Source organism: Nocardia sp., from assembly GCF_025465275.1.
Classification (GTDB): domain Bacteria; phylum Actinomycetota; class Actinomycetes; order Mycobacteriales; family Mycobacteriaceae; genus Nocardia.
Genome location: NZ_JAODNK010000186.1, coordinates 1 through 15395, shown reverse-complemented (window position 1 = coordinate 15395; position 15395 = coordinate 1). Strand labels below are relative to the sequence as shown.

18 protein-coding genes are annotated in these 15395 nt (G+C 66.1%); 8 read left to right on the top strand and 10 right to left on the bottom strand.

Translation table 11 applies throughout. The features are described 5' to 3' along the window. Positions 1-31: 31 nt before the first annotated feature. Positions 32-787 (bottom strand): alpha/beta fold hydrolase, encoded by a 756-nt coding sequence (locus JWN03_RS38430; protein WP_297626061.1) that lies wholly within the window; start codon positions 785-787, stop codon positions 32-34. Positions 788-1311: 524 nt separating this feature from the next. After that, positions 1312-1857, bottom strand: coding sequence for a TetR/AcrR family transcriptional regulator (locus JWN03_RS38425; RefSeq protein WP_297626058.1), 546 nt, complete (start codon positions 1855-1857; stop codon positions 1312-1314). A 94-nt stretch (positions 1858-1951) separates the two neighbouring features. Here JWN03_RS38425 and JWN03_RS38420 point away from each other — a divergent pair, with 94 nt between their 5' ends. After that, positions 1952-2710: an SDR family NAD(P)-dependent oxidoreductase gene (locus tag JWN03_RS38420; RefSeq protein ID WP_297626055.1), complete on the top strand. Its 759-nt coding sequence runs from the start codon at positions 1952-1954 to the stop codon at positions 2708-2710. Between the two features lie 114 nt (positions 2711-2824). Beyond that, positions 2825-3619: a hypothetical protein gene (locus JWN03_RS38415; protein WP_297626052.1), complete on the top strand. Its 795-nt coding sequence runs from the start codon at positions 2825-2827 to the stop codon at positions 3617-3619. Here the strand turns inward: JWN03_RS38415 and JWN03_RS38410 are convergent. Next, positions 3613-4656, bottom strand: coding sequence for an Lrp/AsnC family transcriptional regulator (locus tag JWN03_RS38410; RefSeq protein ID WP_297626049.1), 1044 nt, complete (start codon positions 4654-4656; stop codon positions 3613-3615). The two genes, JWN03_RS38415 and JWN03_RS38410, sit on opposite strands and share 7 nt — an antisense overlap. A 105-nt stretch (positions 4657-4761) precedes the next feature. Here JWN03_RS38410 and JWN03_RS38405 point away from each other — a divergent pair, with 105 nt between their 5' ends. Further along, a complete protein-coding gene (locus JWN03_RS38405; protein ID WP_297626047.1) occupies positions 4762-5922 on the top strand; it encodes an alpha-hydroxy-acid oxidizing protein in 1161 nt (386 codons plus the stop codon). A 69-nt stretch (positions 5923-5991) separates the two neighbouring features. On the opposite strand, the gene JWN03_RS38400 is transcribed toward JWN03_RS38405, so the two are convergent. Then, the gene (locus JWN03_RS38400) at positions 5992-6891 is read right to left on the bottom strand and encodes a helix-turn-helix transcriptional regulator (protein WP_297626044.1); all 900 of its coding nucleotides are present in this window, start codon (positions 6889-6891) and stop codon (positions 5992-5994) included. 73 nt (positions 6892-6964) lie between these two features. Here JWN03_RS38400 and JWN03_RS38395 point away from each other — a divergent pair, with 73 nt between their 5' ends. Further along, complete coding sequence (locus JWN03_RS38395; protein WP_297626042.1) at positions 6965-7636, top strand: class I SAM-dependent methyltransferase; 672 nt, start codon at positions 6965-6967, stop codon at positions 7634-7636. A 52-nt stretch (positions 7637-7688) separates the two neighbouring features. Here the strand turns inward: JWN03_RS38395 and JWN03_RS38390 are convergent, their stop codons facing one another. Further along, positions 7689-7907, bottom strand: coding sequence for a hypothetical protein (locus JWN03_RS38390; protein ID WP_297626039.1), 219 nt, complete (start codon positions 7905-7907; stop codon positions 7689-7691). A 129-nt stretch (positions 7908-8036) separates the two neighbouring features. Further along, positions 8037-9020 carry an alpha/beta fold hydrolase gene (locus JWN03_RS38385; RefSeq protein WP_297626038.1) on the bottom strand — a complete coding sequence of 328 codons (984 nt, stop codon included), beginning with the start codon at positions 9018-9020 and terminating at the stop codon, positions 8037-8039. Positions 9021-9074: 54 nt separating this feature from the next. Here JWN03_RS38385 and JWN03_RS38380 point away from each other — a divergent pair, with 54 nt between their 5' ends. The 3 genes from JWN03_RS38380 to fadD8 are packed head-to-tail and all read left to right on the top strand — an operon-like array spanning position 9075 to position 12803. Continuing rightward, positions 9075-9923: an SDR family NAD(P)-dependent oxidoreductase gene (locus JWN03_RS38380; protein ID WP_297626035.1), complete on the top strand. Its 849-nt coding sequence runs from the start codon at positions 9075-9077 to the stop codon at positions 9921-9923. A 43-nt stretch (positions 9924-9966) separates the two neighbouring features. Next, positions 9967-11160 (top strand): thiolase C-terminal domain-containing protein, encoded by a 1194-nt coding sequence (locus tag JWN03_RS38375; protein ID WP_297626032.1) that lies wholly within the window; start codon positions 9967-9969, stop codon positions 11158-11160. 35 nt (positions 11161-11195) lie between these two features. Beyond that, positions 11196-12803 (top strand): fatty-acid--CoA ligase FadD8, encoded by a 1608-nt coding sequence (fadD8, locus tag JWN03_RS38370; RefSeq protein WP_297626029.1) that lies wholly within the window; start codon positions 11196-11198, stop codon positions 12801-12803. Here fadD8 and JWN03_RS38365 read toward each other — a convergent pair whose 3' ends face one another. From JWN03_RS38365 to JWN03_RS38355, 3 genes are all read right to left on the bottom strand, one after another. Then, positions 12804-13490, bottom strand: a complete 687-nt coding sequence (locus JWN03_RS38365) for a DUF1361 domain-containing protein (RefSeq protein ID WP_297626026.1) — start codon at positions 13488-13490, stop codon at positions 12804-12806. A 157-nt stretch (positions 13491-13647) separates the two neighbouring features. Then, positions 13648-13884: a preprotein translocase subunit SecG gene (secG, locus tag JWN03_RS38360; RefSeq protein ID WP_297626023.1), complete on the bottom strand. Its 237-nt coding sequence runs from the start codon at positions 13882-13884 to the stop codon at positions 13648-13650. A gap of 243 nt (positions 13885-14127) precedes the next feature. Further along, on the bottom strand, positions 14128-14556 hold the full coding sequence (locus JWN03_RS38355; protein ID WP_297626020.1) for a MarR family winged helix-turn-helix transcriptional regulator: 429 nt from the start codon (positions 14554-14556) through the stop codon (positions 14128-14130). 80 nt (positions 14557-14636) lie between these two features. Here JWN03_RS38355 and JWN03_RS38350 point away from each other — a divergent pair, with 80 nt between their 5' ends. Continuing rightward, positions 14637-15155: a YbhB/YbcL family Raf kinase inhibitor-like protein gene (locus JWN03_RS38350; protein WP_297626017.1), complete on the top strand. Its 519-nt coding sequence runs from the start codon at positions 14637-14639 to the stop codon at positions 15153-15155. An 82-nt stretch (positions 15156-15237) separates the two neighbouring features. On the opposite strand, the gene JWN03_RS38345 is transcribed toward JWN03_RS38350, so the two are convergent. After that, positions 15238-15390 (bottom strand): hypothetical protein, encoded by a 153-nt coding sequence (locus tag JWN03_RS38345; protein ID WP_297626158.1) that lies wholly within the window; start codon positions 15388-15390, stop codon positions 15238-15240. Positions 15391-15395 lie beyond the last annotated feature (5 nt).

The following is a 15395-nucleotide window of genomic DNA, read 5'->3' as shown; positions in this document are numbered from 1 at the left end:
GTGCCGCGAGACTCCCGGGCGACCGCCATCGTCACAGGGATTCGCCCTCGCAATGGGAGAGGAACTTCTCCAGCTCGTCGGTGAAGCCCGGTGCAGCCGGGACGAAATGGCCGGCTCCCGGCGCGGTGAGCCGTTGAGCTCCGAGCTCCTCGGCGAGCGCGTCGCATATCCGTTCCAGCGCAAGGGAATGTCCGCCGGAAGCGACCAGGGCGGGCACTCCGGCCGCACGCAATGCCGCGAGATCAGGCCGCGCTTGCCCAGGCAGCCGCCCACCCTGCGCGCGGTGCACAGCGGCCACAACCGCTTCCGGAAAGCGTTCGGCATCGACCCCGGGTGATCCAGCGAGAGCGAGGAATTCGCGCAGCGAATCGGGGTCGGCATCAAGACCATTGATGAGGACCGCGTCCCCCAATTCTTCCAGTCGAGCCACGTCCGGGTCCCCTGGAACAAGGAAGAAAAGAGGTGGTTCGATCAGCGTCAGCGAGCGCACACTCTCCGGCCGTTCAGCCGCGGCCAGCAGTGTTCCGAGCACCCCGTAGGAATGGGCGACCACATGAGGTCGGCACGCCCGGAAAACCGCACCGAGATCGTCCGCATCGACCAGAAAGTCCTGCCGCCCACCCAGCGCCGGCGGACTCGGCTCGAACCCGCGCCGATACACGAGCAGCAGCTTCCACCGCGCACCCAGCGATTCCATCCCAGCCCACGTAGTCCTCGGCCCGGCCCCACCATGGACCAGCACCACTTCGGGCCCATCCCCGCACTTACGCACCGTGAGAGCATCCACGCCAGTATTGTCAGCCACTTTCGGTCCCCCGGACAGCAACAGTGGGAATTGCCTCAGGTGACTTATCACTCCGATCCCACCCACCAACCCGAATCCCGCCCTCGCCCAAGTGAAACGACCACCACCAGGAACTGAGGGCGGCAAACGCCGAGAAGAACCCGCCACCAGTTCCTGGTCGATGAGGCTTCATACGACTGGTCGACGCGTAGGTGGTCGAGTGCACGGTAATGGCAACTGTTCGCGCGGCGATCTGCCCAGGAGACTTGTTTCCAGGAGGGGCATGGCCGCCGAAACTCAAGTGCCGGAATGCCGCTGGCGTTTGCACTGGTACGCAATAGCTCGCATCATTACCGGCGCCCTCGCTGCCCTCGCACTGATCGTCGCCGCATTGCTGGTCCCGCTCGCCCAACCAGATCCATCGTCAAACACCAATGCGCCCGCAGTGCCGTTGCCACCGGTCTCAGCTCCATTGCAACCGAGGTGGCTGGACAGTTCAGCACCTTCATCACCCAATTGAGCCAATGTCATTGCAGGCCTTGGCGGAGGAGGGTCCAGGCGGCGGTGGTGCGGGCTGGGCGGGCTGCGGGTTCGGTGTTGGAGAGGAGGGAGGCGAGCATTGCGAGGGCGAGCATGAGGTCGTCGGGGGTCAGGTCGGGGCGCCAGGTGGGGCGGGCGGGTTCGAGTTTGGTGGCCAGGAGGTGGCGGAGGCGGTCGGCCAGGGCGGATAGGTGGGGGTCTGTGGCGGTGTGGTCGAGGGCGGCGACGATGGTTATGGCGCTGGGGAGTTGGGCGATTACCTCGGTGAGGATGGCGTCGAGGGTTACTTCGGGGGCGGCGGCGAAGGATTCCAGGGATTCGATGTTGTTTTCGAAGACGGCCAGGGCGAGGCTCTGACGGTCAGGGAAGTGGCGGTAGAGGCTGCCTTGGCCTACACCCGCGGTGCGGGCGATCAGGCTGAAGGGGGCGTGGAAACCGGTTTCGGCGAAGACCTGGCGGGCGGCGGTGATGAGTGCCGCGCGGTTGCCGGCGGCGGCGCTCGGGCCTCTATTGACGCGACGTTGCGGGGGCACGCACACTAGCTTAGCAACCGGACAATTCTGTCCGGTTGTGTGCCGGGACGTTCGAGGCAATGCGCCTCCGGTTCACTCGCTGAGAGGAGTTTCTTTGAGCAGCAATAACTTCGATGGCAAGGTCGCGGTGATCACCGGTGCCGGATCGGGTATCGGACGCGCGATGGCGGTGGCCTTCGCAGCGGCGGGAGCCAAGGGGGTCGCCGCCGATATCGACATCACGGGCGCGGAGAAGACTGCGGCCGATATCGGCTCGGCCGCTCTCCCGGTCGCGGTCGATATCTCCGATGAGGCGTCGGTGGCACGGCTGGTCGACACAGCCGTCGAGACGTTCGGACGGATCGATGTGCTGTGCAATAACGCCGGAATCATGGACACCATGGCCCTGCCTGCGGATACCTCGATAGAGGTATGGGATCGGGTCCTGCGGATCAACCTGACCGGCACCTTCCTGGTCACGCGTGCGGTACTTCCGCACATGCTGAAGCAGGCCGCGGGCGCGATCGTCAATACCGCCTCCGAGGCGGGCGTTCGCGGCGGCGCCGCGGGTATCGCCTACACCGCATCAAAACACGGAGTTGTCGGCATCACCCGCAATGTCGCATGGGCTCACGCCAATGACGGGATCCGTTGCAATGCAATCCTTCCCGGCCCCACGCTCACCGGCATCGCCGGGCCCACCCCGAACTGGGATGCCGAGGGCATCACCCGCCTACGGCCGATCCTGTCCCTCGCCCAGAACATCGCCCAGCCGGAGCAGATGGCGGACGTCGCGGTGTTCCTGGCCTCCGATGCCGCAGCGTTCATCAATGGCGCGATCCTGCCGGTCGACGGTGGCTGGTCCGCAGGGTGAAAACCGCACCGCGCACCGCATGATCAGGTAGTTCACTACTCGCGTTTCCCGCCGCTGCCGCGCCTAACGTTGCTGGTAGACGCCGAAAATTTCGGCGCGCAGATGGAGTTGATCATGATCGACATCATTACCTTGCGCGGCACCGGGGAGCAGCGCAATTCCGATGGCACCCCGGCCGGCATGCTGCACGATGTCACCAAACTGCTGGACCCGGCGAAGTTCAGCTGGTTCGAACCGGACTGGCCCGCATCGATCGGGCCGGATCCGAATACCTGGGGACCCTCGCTGGACACCTCGGTACGACTGGGGGTCGCGGCGGGCGTACAGGCGCTACAGGATTCGCCGAATATCTGTGGGCTGCTGAGTTATTCGCTCGGCGGGATCGTCGCGAGCACCATCCTCGAAGGTGTGCGGGCGGGACGATTCACCAATGTCGACGGCTCACCGCTGGAGATCGCTTTCGTGGTGAATATCGCCAATCCGATGCGACGGTCCGGGCAATCGGTGGGAAATCTCTGCCCCGCAGGCACATACGGCCTGCACCGGCGGCGCAAGGCGTGGCCGACCGATATCGACGTGTTCGAGTACGCCAACCCCAATGACATCATCACCGCCTCCCCCGCCGATTCGCCTCTGCGTCTCATCGATGCCGGAATCTCACCCTTCTCACTGGTCGAGGGCGCTCGGATCGGCAATCTGACCCCGCTGCTTTTCCACGAGCTGCTGGATTTCCTACTGCTGGACCCGGTCTCGAACCTGGACCGCTATTCTGCGGCCGTGCGCGGCCTGCTCGGATACCTCACGCCGTGGCCCGATGGCGAGCACGTCCGATACTCGGGCCACACCATGCCCGGCACCGACGTGCTGTGGACAACACACGCCGCTGAATATCTCAACGCCAACTACTGAGCGGCGGACGAAATATCCCGCCAGATATCGGGCGGGACAACAGCTTTGGATCGACCGTGCTGATCGAGGATACGGCCGAGCAGCTTTTCGTGCCGCAGCGTGATGCTGCGCTCGGTAATGGCGAGCTCGGGATGCATGGTGGCGAGCTGGTTTTCGAACCGCGTCACCTCCGCGACCGAATGCAGCCCGGCCTGCACCACAAGATTGTGCGTACCGCTCACCACGGCGCAATTGCGGGTCTGCGGCAGCCGGATGAGCGCGTACCCGATCGTGGATAGCGCGGCGGTGGGCGCCGTCGCACAGAAGGTCACCGCGACCGGCCAGCCGCCGAGCGGGCGCGCGAAATCGCAGCGAAAGCTGAGCAGGCCGAGCCGGGTCAGCTCGTCGATCCGCCGTTTGACGGTGGAGCTGCTGGTCCCCAATGCGGTGGCGATCGCCCGATGCGAGGCCCGGCCGTCGCCGTACAGCTGATCGATCATCGCCCGGTCCAGCTCGGTCACCTGCCGCCGTCCGCGCACGTCGGAGGCGGGAGCAGCGGGTGTTCGCAACTGGTCGCGCTGCTCCGGAGCCAGCGCGTCGATGCGCCAGCTGCCACCCTCGGCGAACCAGTGCGTGACGATCCGAGTCCGCACGGCGACAACATTCGGGACGGCCGGGAGCACATCCAGGGTGTACCGGGCCATCTGATCGAAGTCGCGGGTCGCCACGGTGGCGAGAATGCGATTGCTGCCACCCGATCGTTCGAGGGTGAGCATGTGCGGATGCCCGGCGAGCGCAGCCACCACCGTCGCGGTCGCCCCGGCAGCGCAGTCGATATCGACGTACGCGGCGCAGACCAAATCGAACAGCGCAGGCCCCGGCGAGACGCACACCCACGCTTCACCGCGATCGTCCAGGCGCTGCCAGCGGCGGGCGACGGTCACCGGATCGATGCCAAGCACCTGCCCCAGCTCGGTCCACGAAGCGCGGGGCCGCAATTGCAGGGCGTGGATCAGCGCGAGGTCCTCTTCACTCAGCGCTCTGACATCATCCTGCACGTGTACCGGTCTCCGTGACTGAATACTGCGTTTCGTTCGGTTCCAACGCTCAGTCTCGCACAATAATCAGGTACCCCGGCACGTTCGGAAACTGGAGATGACGTCATGGCATTCGGTGACTTTCAGAACGAGATCTACTTCAACGGACTACGCGGCGTAGTGCCCGCGCTCCCGGTGAGCTTCACCGATCTGGAGGAGCGGGCGCGCGCGGCCATGCCGCCGTCGGTGTGGTCGTATGTGGCCGGCGGCGCCGGCGATGAGCGCACCCAGCGCGCCAATGTCACGGCCTTCGACCACTGGGGACTGATCCCCCGCATGTTCGTCGGCGCGGCCCAGCGCGAGCTGTCGATCGATCTGTTCGGAATGACCCTGCCCGCACCGGTTTTCATGGCTCCGATCGGCGTGATCGGCCTGTGCGCCCAGGACGGCCACGGCGATCTCGCGACCGCGCGCGCCGCGGCGCGCACCGGCATTCCCATGGTGGCATCGACCCTCATGGTCGACCCGCTGGAGGATGTGGCGGCCGAATTCGGTGATACGCCAGGCTTTTTCCAGCTCTACACCCCGACCGACCGCGATCTCGCCGCCAGCCTGGTCGAACGCGCCGAGCGCGCCGGATACAAGGGCATTGTCGTCACCCTCGACACCTGGGTGACCGGTTGGCGACCGCGCGATCTGTCCACCGGCAATTTCCCGCAGCTGCGCGGGCACTGCCTGGCCAACTACTTCACCGATCCGGTCTTCCGCGCGAGCCTGGCGCAGTCACCGGAACAGGATCCGCAATCGGCGATCCTGAAATGGATCCAGGTCTTCGGCAATCCCCTGACCTGGGAAGACCTCCCGTGGTTGCGCTCGCTGACCAAGCTGCCGCTGATCGTCAAGGGCATCTGCCATCCCGACGACGTCCGCCGCGCCCGCGACGGTGGCGTGGACGGCATCTACTGCTCCAATCACGGTGGCCGCCAAGCCAATGGCGGCATCCCGGCGCTCGATATGCTCCCGGATGTCGTCGCCGCGGCCGAAGGACTGCCCGTCCTGTTCGACTCCGGCATTCGCAGCGGCGCCGACATCATCAAGGCCCTGGCCCTCGGCGCCACCGCCGTAGGCATCGGCCGCCCCTACGCCTACGGCCTCAACCTCGGCGGCACCGACGGCATCGTCCACGTCCTGCGCTCACTACTGGCCGAAGCCGACCTGATCATGGCAGTCGACGGCTACCCCACCCTGAAAGACCTCACCCCCCAATCCCTGCGCCCGGTCTCCTGACATCACGATCCCCGGCCGATGGTCCCGATGGTTGCCACTACCGGGACCGTCGCCGTTGCAGGCCGTCCGTCAAGCCACGTCGCTGCGGGTGCGCCAGACGCGGGGGGTCATCTCGTGTTCGCGGCGGAACCTGCGGGCGAAGTAGCCGGGGTCGAGAATGCCTACGCGGCGGGCAATGTCGTTGATCGGGAGGTCGGTGTCGGTGAGTAGGCGTCGGGCCTCGGACATGCGGCGGGCGAGGATCCAGTCCTGGACGGTGCGGCCGGTGCGGCGGCGGACCAGGGTGGTGAGGTAGGCGGGAGTCATGCCGATCGCGCTCGCGACGTCGCGCAGTGAGAGTTGGTCGGTGAAGCGCGCTTCGATGACGGCGAAGACTTCGGCGAGCACGGATTCATTGCTGCGCTGGAGGTCTCCCACCACATCGACCGCCAGCCGGGCGATATCCACCAGGAGCAATGTCAGATGGGCCGCGGCGGCCTGGCGGTATCCCGCTCGGCCCGTGCTCAATTCGTCCTCGATGGCGGCGATGGTGTTCTCCCACAACGGTTGCCGCTCCGCGGGCACGTACAGCCGCAGCAACCCGCTCGGGGTGCCGTGCAGGAAGGGGAACAGCAGCGGGTGCGCTCGCCAGGCGGGCCAGGGCGCACGGGTGTCATCGCCGAGCGCCGCCGGATCGAAGAGCACCCCGACCGCGCTGTCCATGGTGACTGCCCGACCGTCCACCACCGCACCCGGCGCGACCACGAAGACGTCGCCGGTCCGCGCGAGCCCCGGATGCTCCTGCTCGCCCGGCGTGCCGCGGTCGACGTAGAGCAGCACCGGAAAGTCGTGGATGTGCGGCGTGCCGTACCCCGGTCGCCCGTCGTGGGCAAATCGCATGACCGAGATCGGCGGTACAGCAGGATCGGAGGAGTAGCGGTACACCGGCACGCCCGCTTCGTACCGGATGGCGTGCGGACGTTCGGGCATGAACCAAAGATAATCCTAGTTCTGCCGATGATCCACCAATTGCTCAGCCAGTTCGGTGCACATCATGGAATACATGACGAAAGATACTCCCCTCCACCAGGCCATGGGCAACCGTCACGACTACCTCCCCGCAGCCGGTCGTGACGCCATGCTGCCGTTCTACGACGTGTTGACCCGCCTGCTCGGAGCCCGCAAGGTGCACCGCTCACTCATTCGGCAGGCCGACCTCGCACCCGATACCCGGATTCTCGAGATCGGGTGCGGCACCGGCACACTCACCGTTGCGGCCAAAGATGCGCAACCGTGCGCGGATATTGTCGGCACCGATCCGGATCCGCTCGCCCTGGCTCGCGCCGAGCGCAAGATCCACGGCCGCAAAGGCATTCGATTCGAACGCGCGTACGCGCAAGATCTGCCGTTCCCCGACGCCGGCTTCGACTACGTATTCTCCTCATTCATGCTGCACCACCTCAACCCCGAGGTGAAGCCCACCCTGGCCGCCGAGGTGTTCCGCGTACTCCGTCCCGGCGGGCGACTGCATCTGGCCGATGTCGGCGGAAACCTCTCCGCCACAGACGGATACGCCTCGCGCCGCATGATGAAGAATCCGCACGCGAGCGGCAACCTCGGCGACGGTATCCCCCACCTCCTGCGGGCTGCCGGCTTCGACTGTGAGGAAGTGGATTCCCAGGTGTACCGCCACGTCGGACGCGTCACCTTCTACCGCGCCACCCGGCCCGCGTAATCCGCTACCGAAAGCCGAGATCCGGCCTGTCGGGCCGGATCTCGATACGGTTCTAGAAGCTGCCGGTCTCGGGCAGCTGCTCGGTCCACGGACCCCACTCCGGATGGCAACCCGGACGCCAGTACTCGTGGTCACGGTCGCAGTGCACCCAGTGCCAGTACCCGTCATGGACGAACTGCAGGTTCGGCACGGAGGTCGTCGTGTCACCGGCAGGTGCTTCGGCGGATGCGGCACCGGCCGCCATGACCATCGGAACTGCCGCGATCGTCATAGCCAAAGCCACGCGAATCCCGGTACGGCTCACTCTCGCTTGTAGTTTCATGCCCATCATCACAGCCGAAGGGTGGCCCTGCGAAAAGGCGCCGGGCCACTCCTTCAGAGGATCTTCAGGCAGTGCGGATCAGGCCGAAGTCGAGACGGTCACGTCCAAACTCTGCAGGGCATTGATCAGGAAAACGTTGACCGCATCCGCGCGTTCCAGCTGGACCAGGTGACCGGCCTTGGGGATCTCGACCACCTCGCGGAGGTCGACCACATTGGCGCGCAGGGTGGCCAAGGGGTCGCGGCCGCTGAAACCCTCCATGTCAGGGTCGTTCTCGCCATAGAGGAAGAAGGTCGGGACGGTGACCTTGGCGTCGGCGTACGCCTCGGTGAGTTCCCAGTTGCGGTCCAGGCTGCGGTACCAGTTCAGGCCACCGGTGAACCCGGTGCGCTCGAAATCCGCTACCAGCGTGTCGAATTCGGCTTCGGAGAGCCACGACCACGGCATGGGCGGAGCCTCGGGAAGCACGTCGAGGTAGCCGAGCCCCGGCGGGTTCTTCCAGGTGTCGAGGTAGTGGTAATCACCGCTGAGCGAGTAGTACACCCGGGCCAGGAACCCGCGCGGGTCGGCGGCCAGCTCGGCATCGGCCACACCGGGAGCCTGGAAGTACGCCAGATGCAGGAAATGCCGATCCGCCGCCTTGGTCCAGAATGCCGACGGCGGACGCGGCGGACGCGGGCTGAACGGATTGTTCAGGACCGCCACCCCCGCCACCCGCTCCGGATGCCGCAGCGACAGCTCCCACACCAGTTGCGCGCCGAAGTCCAAGCCCACGAAGACGGCCTGCTGCTCGCCGATATCGTCGAGCAGCGCCAGCAGATCGCCGATCACGGCCTCGTTCGTGTACGACTCCAGCCCGGCGGGCGCGTCGGTGCGCCCGTAGCCGCGCAGGTCCGGGGCCAGCGCGCGGTACCCGGCCGCCGCGACCGCTTCCAGCTGGTTGTGCCACATGAACCAGGTGTGCGGGAACCCGTGGCAGAAGATGACCGGATACCCCTCACCCTGCTCAGCCACGTGCATACGGATGTCTCCGGTATCCACCGTCCGATGCGTCAGCTCCACTGCTGCCTCCAATTTCTAGAACACGTTCCTATTTAAAGGTAGTGTCCAGAGGTCGTGAGCGAAATACCCAAGATTCTCGCCGGAACGGTCGCCGTGGTGACCGGAGCCAGCCGCGGTATCGGCAAGGGCATTGCCCTGGAGCTGGGCGCGGCGGGCGCGACCGTCTATGTCACCGGACGCACCACCACGGCCGGACACCTGCCGGGCACGGTGGCCGGCACCGCCGCCGAGATCGATGAGCTCGGCGGGACCGGAGTCGCGGTGGTCTGCGACCACAAGGACGACAGTGCGGTCGAAAAACTCTTCGCGCAGGTGCGCGAGGAACACGGCCGCCTCGATGTGCTGGTGAATAATGTCTACAACTCCCCCGCCGCCGCCCGCTGGCTCGGCCGCAAGTTCTGGGAGGTGCCGCCCAAGGCGTGGGACGAGACTTTCGATATCGGCGTTCGATCGCATTATGTGGCAAGCGTTTTCGCCGCGCCGCTGATCATCGAATCCGGTGGGCTCATCGTCAATGTGTCCTCCCCCGGTGCGACTCGGTACATGCACAATGCCGTCTATGGCGTGGGCAAGACTGCGCTGGATCGGCTCACCGCCGATATGGCGCACGATCTCGCCGACACCGATGCGACAGCCGTGTCGCTGTGGCCCGGCATCGTGAATACCGAACTGCTGCAGATGGTTCCGGCTGATGCGCAGGGCCGGCGCCTGGTCACGCTGCCCGGTGAAGGCACCTTCGATCTCGATACCGCCGAATCCCCCCGCTTCCCGGGCCGGGCCGTCGCGGCACTGGCCGCCGACCCGAAGCGCAAGGCGCGCAGCGGGAAAGCCTGGAAGGTCGCCGACCTCGCCGGGGAGTACGGGTTCACCGATATCGACGGCCGCGTCCCGCGCGCCGACTGACCATCCACCACAGTTGTTTCCGCAGAACAGGAGTACAGGAAGAATGCGTCGCGTTTTCGTCGTCGGAGTCAATATGACCCCGTTCGTCAAGATCGGTTCCCGCGAGTGGACCTACCCGCAGATGGTCGCAGAGGCCGTCAACGGCGCACTCGGCGATGCCGGAGTCACCTACGACCAGGTGCAGCGCGCCGCTGTCGGCTACGTCTTCCAGCCGTCCGCCGCCGGGCAGCGCGCGCTGTACGACGTGGGCCTGACCGGTATCCCGATCGTCAATGTGAACAACAACTGCGCCACCGGTTCCACGGCGCTCATGCTGGCCCGCGAATGGGTCGGCAGCGGGATTGTGGACATCGCCCTGGCCGTCGGCTTCGAGCAGATGACCAAGGAATCCATGGCGGGCCCGGCCACCCGACCCAAGGCCACCACCGTGGATCACCACCTGGCCGTCATGCGTGAGCATTACGACTTCAGCCAGGCGCCCATCACCACGCAGTTCTTCGGCAATGCCGCCATCGAGCATATGAAGCGCTACGGCACCACGCCCGAGCAGCTGGCTGCGGTCGCGGTGAAGAACCATGAGCACTCGACCCGGAACCCGTTGGCGCAATTCCAGGATGCGTACACGCTGGAGCAGGTGCTCGGCGACAAGCCGGTGCACGGTCCGCTGACCCGCTCGCAGTGCTCGCCCATGTCCGACGGCGCGGCCGCCGCGGTCGTGGTCAGCGAGGAGTACGTGCGGGCGCACGGCCTGGAGGATCAGGCCATCGAGATCCTGGCGCAGGAGCTGGCCACCGATGATGGTAATGCCTTCTCGACCGGCTCCATGATCGATGTCGTTGGCGCGCCCATGACCCGCGCCGCGGCCGGAAAGGTGTTCGCCACCGCCGGAATCGGGGTCACGGACGTCGATGTGATCGAACTGCACGACTGCTTCACCATCAACGAGCTCATCACCTACGAGGCCCTGGGCCTGTGCGGTGAGGGCGAATCCGGTGCGCTGATCGAATCCGGCGCCACCACCTACGGCGGCTCCTGGGTGGTGAACCCGTCCGGCGGGCTCATCTCCAAGGGCCATCCGCTCGGCGCCACCGGCCTGGCGCAGGCCACCGAATTGTCCTGGCAGCTGCGCGGACTCGCGGGCGAACGCCAGGTGCCGGACGCGCGCACCGCGCTCGCCCACAATCTGGGCCTGGGCGGCGCGGTCGTCGTCACCCTGTACGGCGCACACACGCTATAACCGCTGACAAAGAACCGCTCGAAGTGGAGAAGGCTATGACCACAATCGATCCCGACACCCATCTGCGGCTGCCACTGCACAATGGCCATCTGCTGGTGTCCGGACTGCGCCGGCACAAGAATCGGCCGGTGCTGACCCTCGGTGGCAATGTGCTCACCGGCGGCGAGGTGCTCGATGCGATGAGCCGCTATATCTCGGCGTTCGCCGAGTTCGGCCTCGTGCAGGGCAGCCCGGTCGGCATCCTCGCGCTCAACCGGCCGGAGGTGCTGTTCACCATCGGCGCGGGCCAGATCTCGGGGCAGCGGCGCACCGCGCTGCACCCGATCGGCGGCGTCGACGATCACGCGTATGTGCTTGCCGACGCGGGCATTACGACGCTCATCCTGGATCCGGTTCCGGCGTTCGTGCAGCGTGCTCGCGAACTGGTGGATCGGGTGGAGAGCCTCACTCGCGTGCTGGTGCTCGGGCCCGTACCCGAAGCGCTGGCCGATGTGGGCGTCGATCTGCTCGCCACCGCCGACAAGTACGAGCCGCAGCCGGTACAGGCGGTGGAACTGCTGCCCGAGGACATCATCTCGATCAGCTACACCGGCGGAACCACCGGCAAGCCCAAGGGTGTGGTCGGCACCGCGCGCACCATGACTGCCATGACGCAGATCCAGCTGTCGGAGTGGGAATGGCCCAAGCGGCCGAAATTCCTTATCTGCACACCGCTTTCGCATGCGGGCGCGGCGTTCTTCCTGCCGGTCGTGCTGCTCGGCGGGCAGTGTGTGGTGGTGCCACGCTTCGATGCCGGTGAAGTGCTGAAGGCCATCGAAGAGCACAAGATCAGCGCCACCATGCTGGTGCCGTCCATGCTCTACGCGCTGCTGGACCACCCGGATTCGGCGACCCGCGATCTGTCGTCGCTGGAGACCGTCTACTACGGCGCGTCCGCCATCGACCCGAATCGCCTGCAGGAGGCCATCGATCGCTTCGGGCCGATCTTCGCGCAGTACTTCGGGCAGTCCGAAGCGCCCATGGCCATCAGCTATCTGGGCAAGGAGGAGCACGACAAGGAGCGGCTCACCTCGTGCGGGCGGCCCTCCACCGCGGTCCGGGTGGCGCTGCTCGACGGTGAGGACACTCCGGTCGCGCCCGGTGAGGTCGGCGAAATCTGTGTTTCCGGACCGCTGCTCGCGGCCGGGTACCTGAATCTGCCCGAGGTCACCGCCGAAACGTTCCACAACGGCTGGCTGCGCACCGGCGACTTGGCCCGCGAAGACGAGGACGGCTTCCTGTTCATCGTCGGCCGCAGCAAGGACATGGTGGTCACCGGCGGCTTCAATGTCTTCCCGCGTGAGGTGGAAGACGTTGTCTCCGAGCATCCCCGGGTGCTCGAAGTCGCGGTGGTCGGCGTCCCCGACGCGCATTGGGGCGAGGCCGTCACCGCACTCCTGGTCCTCGACCCGGAGACCGCCGGCGATCCGGCTGCCGTCGAGATCGTGACCGCCGAGATCCAGGCGGCGGTCAAGCAGCGCAAGGGTTCCGTCCAGGTTCCCAAGCATGTGCTGCTCATCGACAAGCTGCCGCTCACCGGCCTCGGCAAGCCGGACAAGAAGGCGATTCGCATTATCGCGGCGGAGCGCCTCGGCCTCGCCTGATCACACCTGATCGGGGCTCGGCGGTGCGAGGCGCAAGCTTCGCACCAGCCGGGCGCCGCGACGGGCGCTCGCCACCCCGGCCTCGGCCACGGCGCGAGTCACGAAGTGGCCCAGGGCGGTTGCCACGAAGACCGCGGCGATCAGAATCGGGGCCCACTCCCAGGTGAGGGCCAGCACCATACGTTCGAAGGTGCCGCGCGGCTCGACCACCGGCTCCCAGCTGTTGAGGCGTACCCAGCGGCCCAGGAAAACGCCTACGGCGCACAGCAAATGGACCGTGAAGATGACCGGCGCCCGCCATGCCTCCAGGCCGATGCGCTCCAGGAAACCGCGCAGCTCCGCCAGCACCAGGTAGTAGGCGAGGAATCCCGAGATGATGAATATGCCGTACACCGGCAACACCGTGGAGACCACCGGACCTTCGCCGATGGCACGCACGTCATCGCGCAGATGCACCAGATCGGTGACCACATAGGGCGCGTTCGGCAGGAACAGCATCAGCAGCGCTACGCCCGCCCACCGCACCGGGGAAACCGGTAAGCGCCGCCCCAATTGCGGGTCGGAACGGAATACCAACAGCGCGAGCGCAACTGGAATCCAGGCGAGAACGCTGTTCCACACCATCCAGAAGAAGTCCCGGTGCAGCACCCCCGCGAGGCTCGGCGCCACCGTATTCACCAAGTCCATCTGTCCATGATGCCCACTGGACGGTGATGACGAGGTCCCGATTGGACAACCCGTTGCAAACAATCGGCGATACGCACCTGCCCGCTGAGAGCAAGCGCCCAGCACAAGTCACCCGGGCGTCGCAGCGCGGCGCCCGGGTGGACCAGTCGGCTATCGACTAGGAGGAGAACTTGATTTCTAGGCCGATGCCCAGAATCGAGATCAGCCAGATCACTCCGAGGAAGATGGTGATTCGATCGAGGTTCTTCTCGACGACGGTGGATCCCGACAGGCTGGACTGCACACCGCCACCGAACAGGCTCGACAGACCCCCGCCCTTGGCGCGGTGCAGCAGCACCAGCAGCACCAGCAGCACGCTGGTGATGATCAGGAGGATATCGAGGAACATGCGCATGCGGGCCATTGTATGCGGTCGTCAGAGGCATGATCGCATACACCCTGGTCATCGCCGCAGCTTCCCGGCAACGCCCTCCGCGCCCCCCGCGTATCCGCGATATCTCGCAAAATCGACACGCGATTCGGCATGTCGGAACCCGACAATGTCCCGGCATCGGCCGGGGTCGCCGAGCACATCGAATACAGCGGCACGCGTCTGCGTCTCGAGCTCATGCAGCGCCTCCCACATCCGCTGTTCGGGTCACCCGTCGCCGACGATGAGTTTCTCGAGAACTGCGGGAAGGCGCTTGAGGACTGTCCGCTCCTGATCGGTCAGCTCCTGCGCGGCCCGCGCGATCCACGCCGCTCGACTCGTTCGCTCGTCGTCGAGCCGAGCGCTGCCCTCGGCCGACAGTGCCACGACGACGCGCCTCTTGTCGCTGGTATCGGCCGCGACGTCCACCAATCCCTGGTCTGCCAGCAGCCTCACCGTCCGAGCCATCGTTTGGTGGCGGACGCGTTCCCGGTCCGCCAGGGCCACGATCGCCAGTGGTCCATCTCTGCGCAGATGACCGAGCACTGTGGCTTGACCCGCCGGCATCGTGTCGACGCTTCTGACGCCGCGCACGAACCTTCCGACGACGACGCGCAGTTGCTCGGCGTCGGCCACGGAGTAGTGGGCATCCTTCATTGGACAAACTATACAGCTTCGCTGTATTTTCGGATATACAGCAATGCTGTATATATCGATACTCTCAGGAGAACCCGACAATGAGCTACAACCCCTACGCATTGGCCTTCCCCGCCGTCGAATTCGACTTGCGCAGTGATGATTTCGATAACGGAGGCGCGCTCCCGACGGCCTGCTACAACACCGACGCCGGCGCCAACCGATCTCCTGCGCTGGCCTGGTCGGGCTTGCCCGACGGAACCCGAAGTCTGGTCATCACCGCGTTCGATGCCGATGCGCCGATCCCCGGCGGACTCTGGCATTGGGTGGTCAAGGACGTGCCCGCCGCCGCGGGGAGCATCAAGGGCGGGGCCGGTGGCGGGACCGATCTGCCTGCCGGGGCCCTCGCGCTGACGAATGATCTGGGACAAGCGGCATACTCAGGGGTCCGGCCGCCGCCCGGCACCGGCACCCATCGCCTGTTCGTCTGCGCGACAGCACTCTCGGTGGATCGTTTGGAAATGCCGGACGGCGCCAGTCTCGCGATGCTCAACATCTTGATGATTCCGCACACGATCGGGCGGGCGGTGATCGTAGGAACGAGCGACGCTCCCGCCTGACACCCCCGGCGGAGGCGAGAGACAGACTGCACGGTAACGCTCATACCGCTGACCGCGCTTGGCACATGCGCCGAGCGACTTCTCAGGCGGCGGAAGGGTTTTCGAGGACGATCGCGACGCCTTGACCGGATCCGATGCAGACTCCGATCGCGCCGTAGCGCGCATTGCGTTCCCGCAGTTCGGTGGCCAAGGTCAGGACGTAGCGGGCGCCGGTGGCGCCGAACGGATGACCGATTGCCA

Excerpts from the sequence above, each read along its gene's own strand:
- JWN03_RS38415 (WP_297626052.1), top strand. The coding sequence starts at position 2,825 with ATGATCGACATCATTACCTTGCGCGGCACCGGGGAGCAGCGCAATTCC.
- JWN03_RS38405 (WP_297626047.1), top strand. The coding sequence starts at position 4,762 with ATGGCATTCGGTGACTTTCAGAACGAGATCTACTTCAACGGACTACGC.
- JWN03_RS38400 (WP_297626044.1), bottom strand. The coding sequence starts at position 6,891 with ATGCCCGAACGTCCGCACGCCATCCGGTACGAAGCGGGCGTGCCGGTG.
- JWN03_RS38395 (WP_297626042.1), top strand. The coding sequence starts at position 6,965 with ATGACGAAAGATACTCCCCTCCACCAGGCCATGGGCAACCGTCACGAC.
- JWN03_RS38390 (WP_297626039.1), bottom strand. The coding sequence starts at position 7,907 with ATGACGATCGCGGCAGTTCCGATGGTCATGGCGGCCGGTGCCGCATCC.
- JWN03_RS38375 (WP_297626032.1), top strand. The coding sequence starts at position 9,967 with ATGCGTCGCGTTTTCGTCGTCGGAGTCAATATGACCCCGTTCGTCAAG.
- fadD8 (WP_297626029.1), top strand. The coding sequence starts at position 11,196 with ATGACCACAATCGATCCCGACACCCATCTGCGGCTGCCACTGCACAAT.
- JWN03_RS38365 (WP_297626026.1), bottom strand. The coding sequence starts at position 13,490 with ATGGACTTGGTGAATACGGTGGCGCCGAGCCTCGCGGGGGTGCTGCAC.
- secG (WP_297626023.1), bottom strand. The coding sequence starts at position 13,884 with ATGCGCATGTTCCTCGATATCCTCCTGATCATCACCAGCGTGCTGCTG.
- JWN03_RS38355 (WP_297626020.1), bottom strand. The coding sequence starts at position 14,556 with ATGAAGGATGCCCACTACTCCGTGGCCGACGCCGAGCAACTGCGCGTC.
- JWN03_RS38350 (WP_297626017.1), top strand. The coding sequence starts at position 14,637 with ATGAGCTACAACCCCTACGCATTGGCCTTCCCCGCCGTCGAATTCGAC.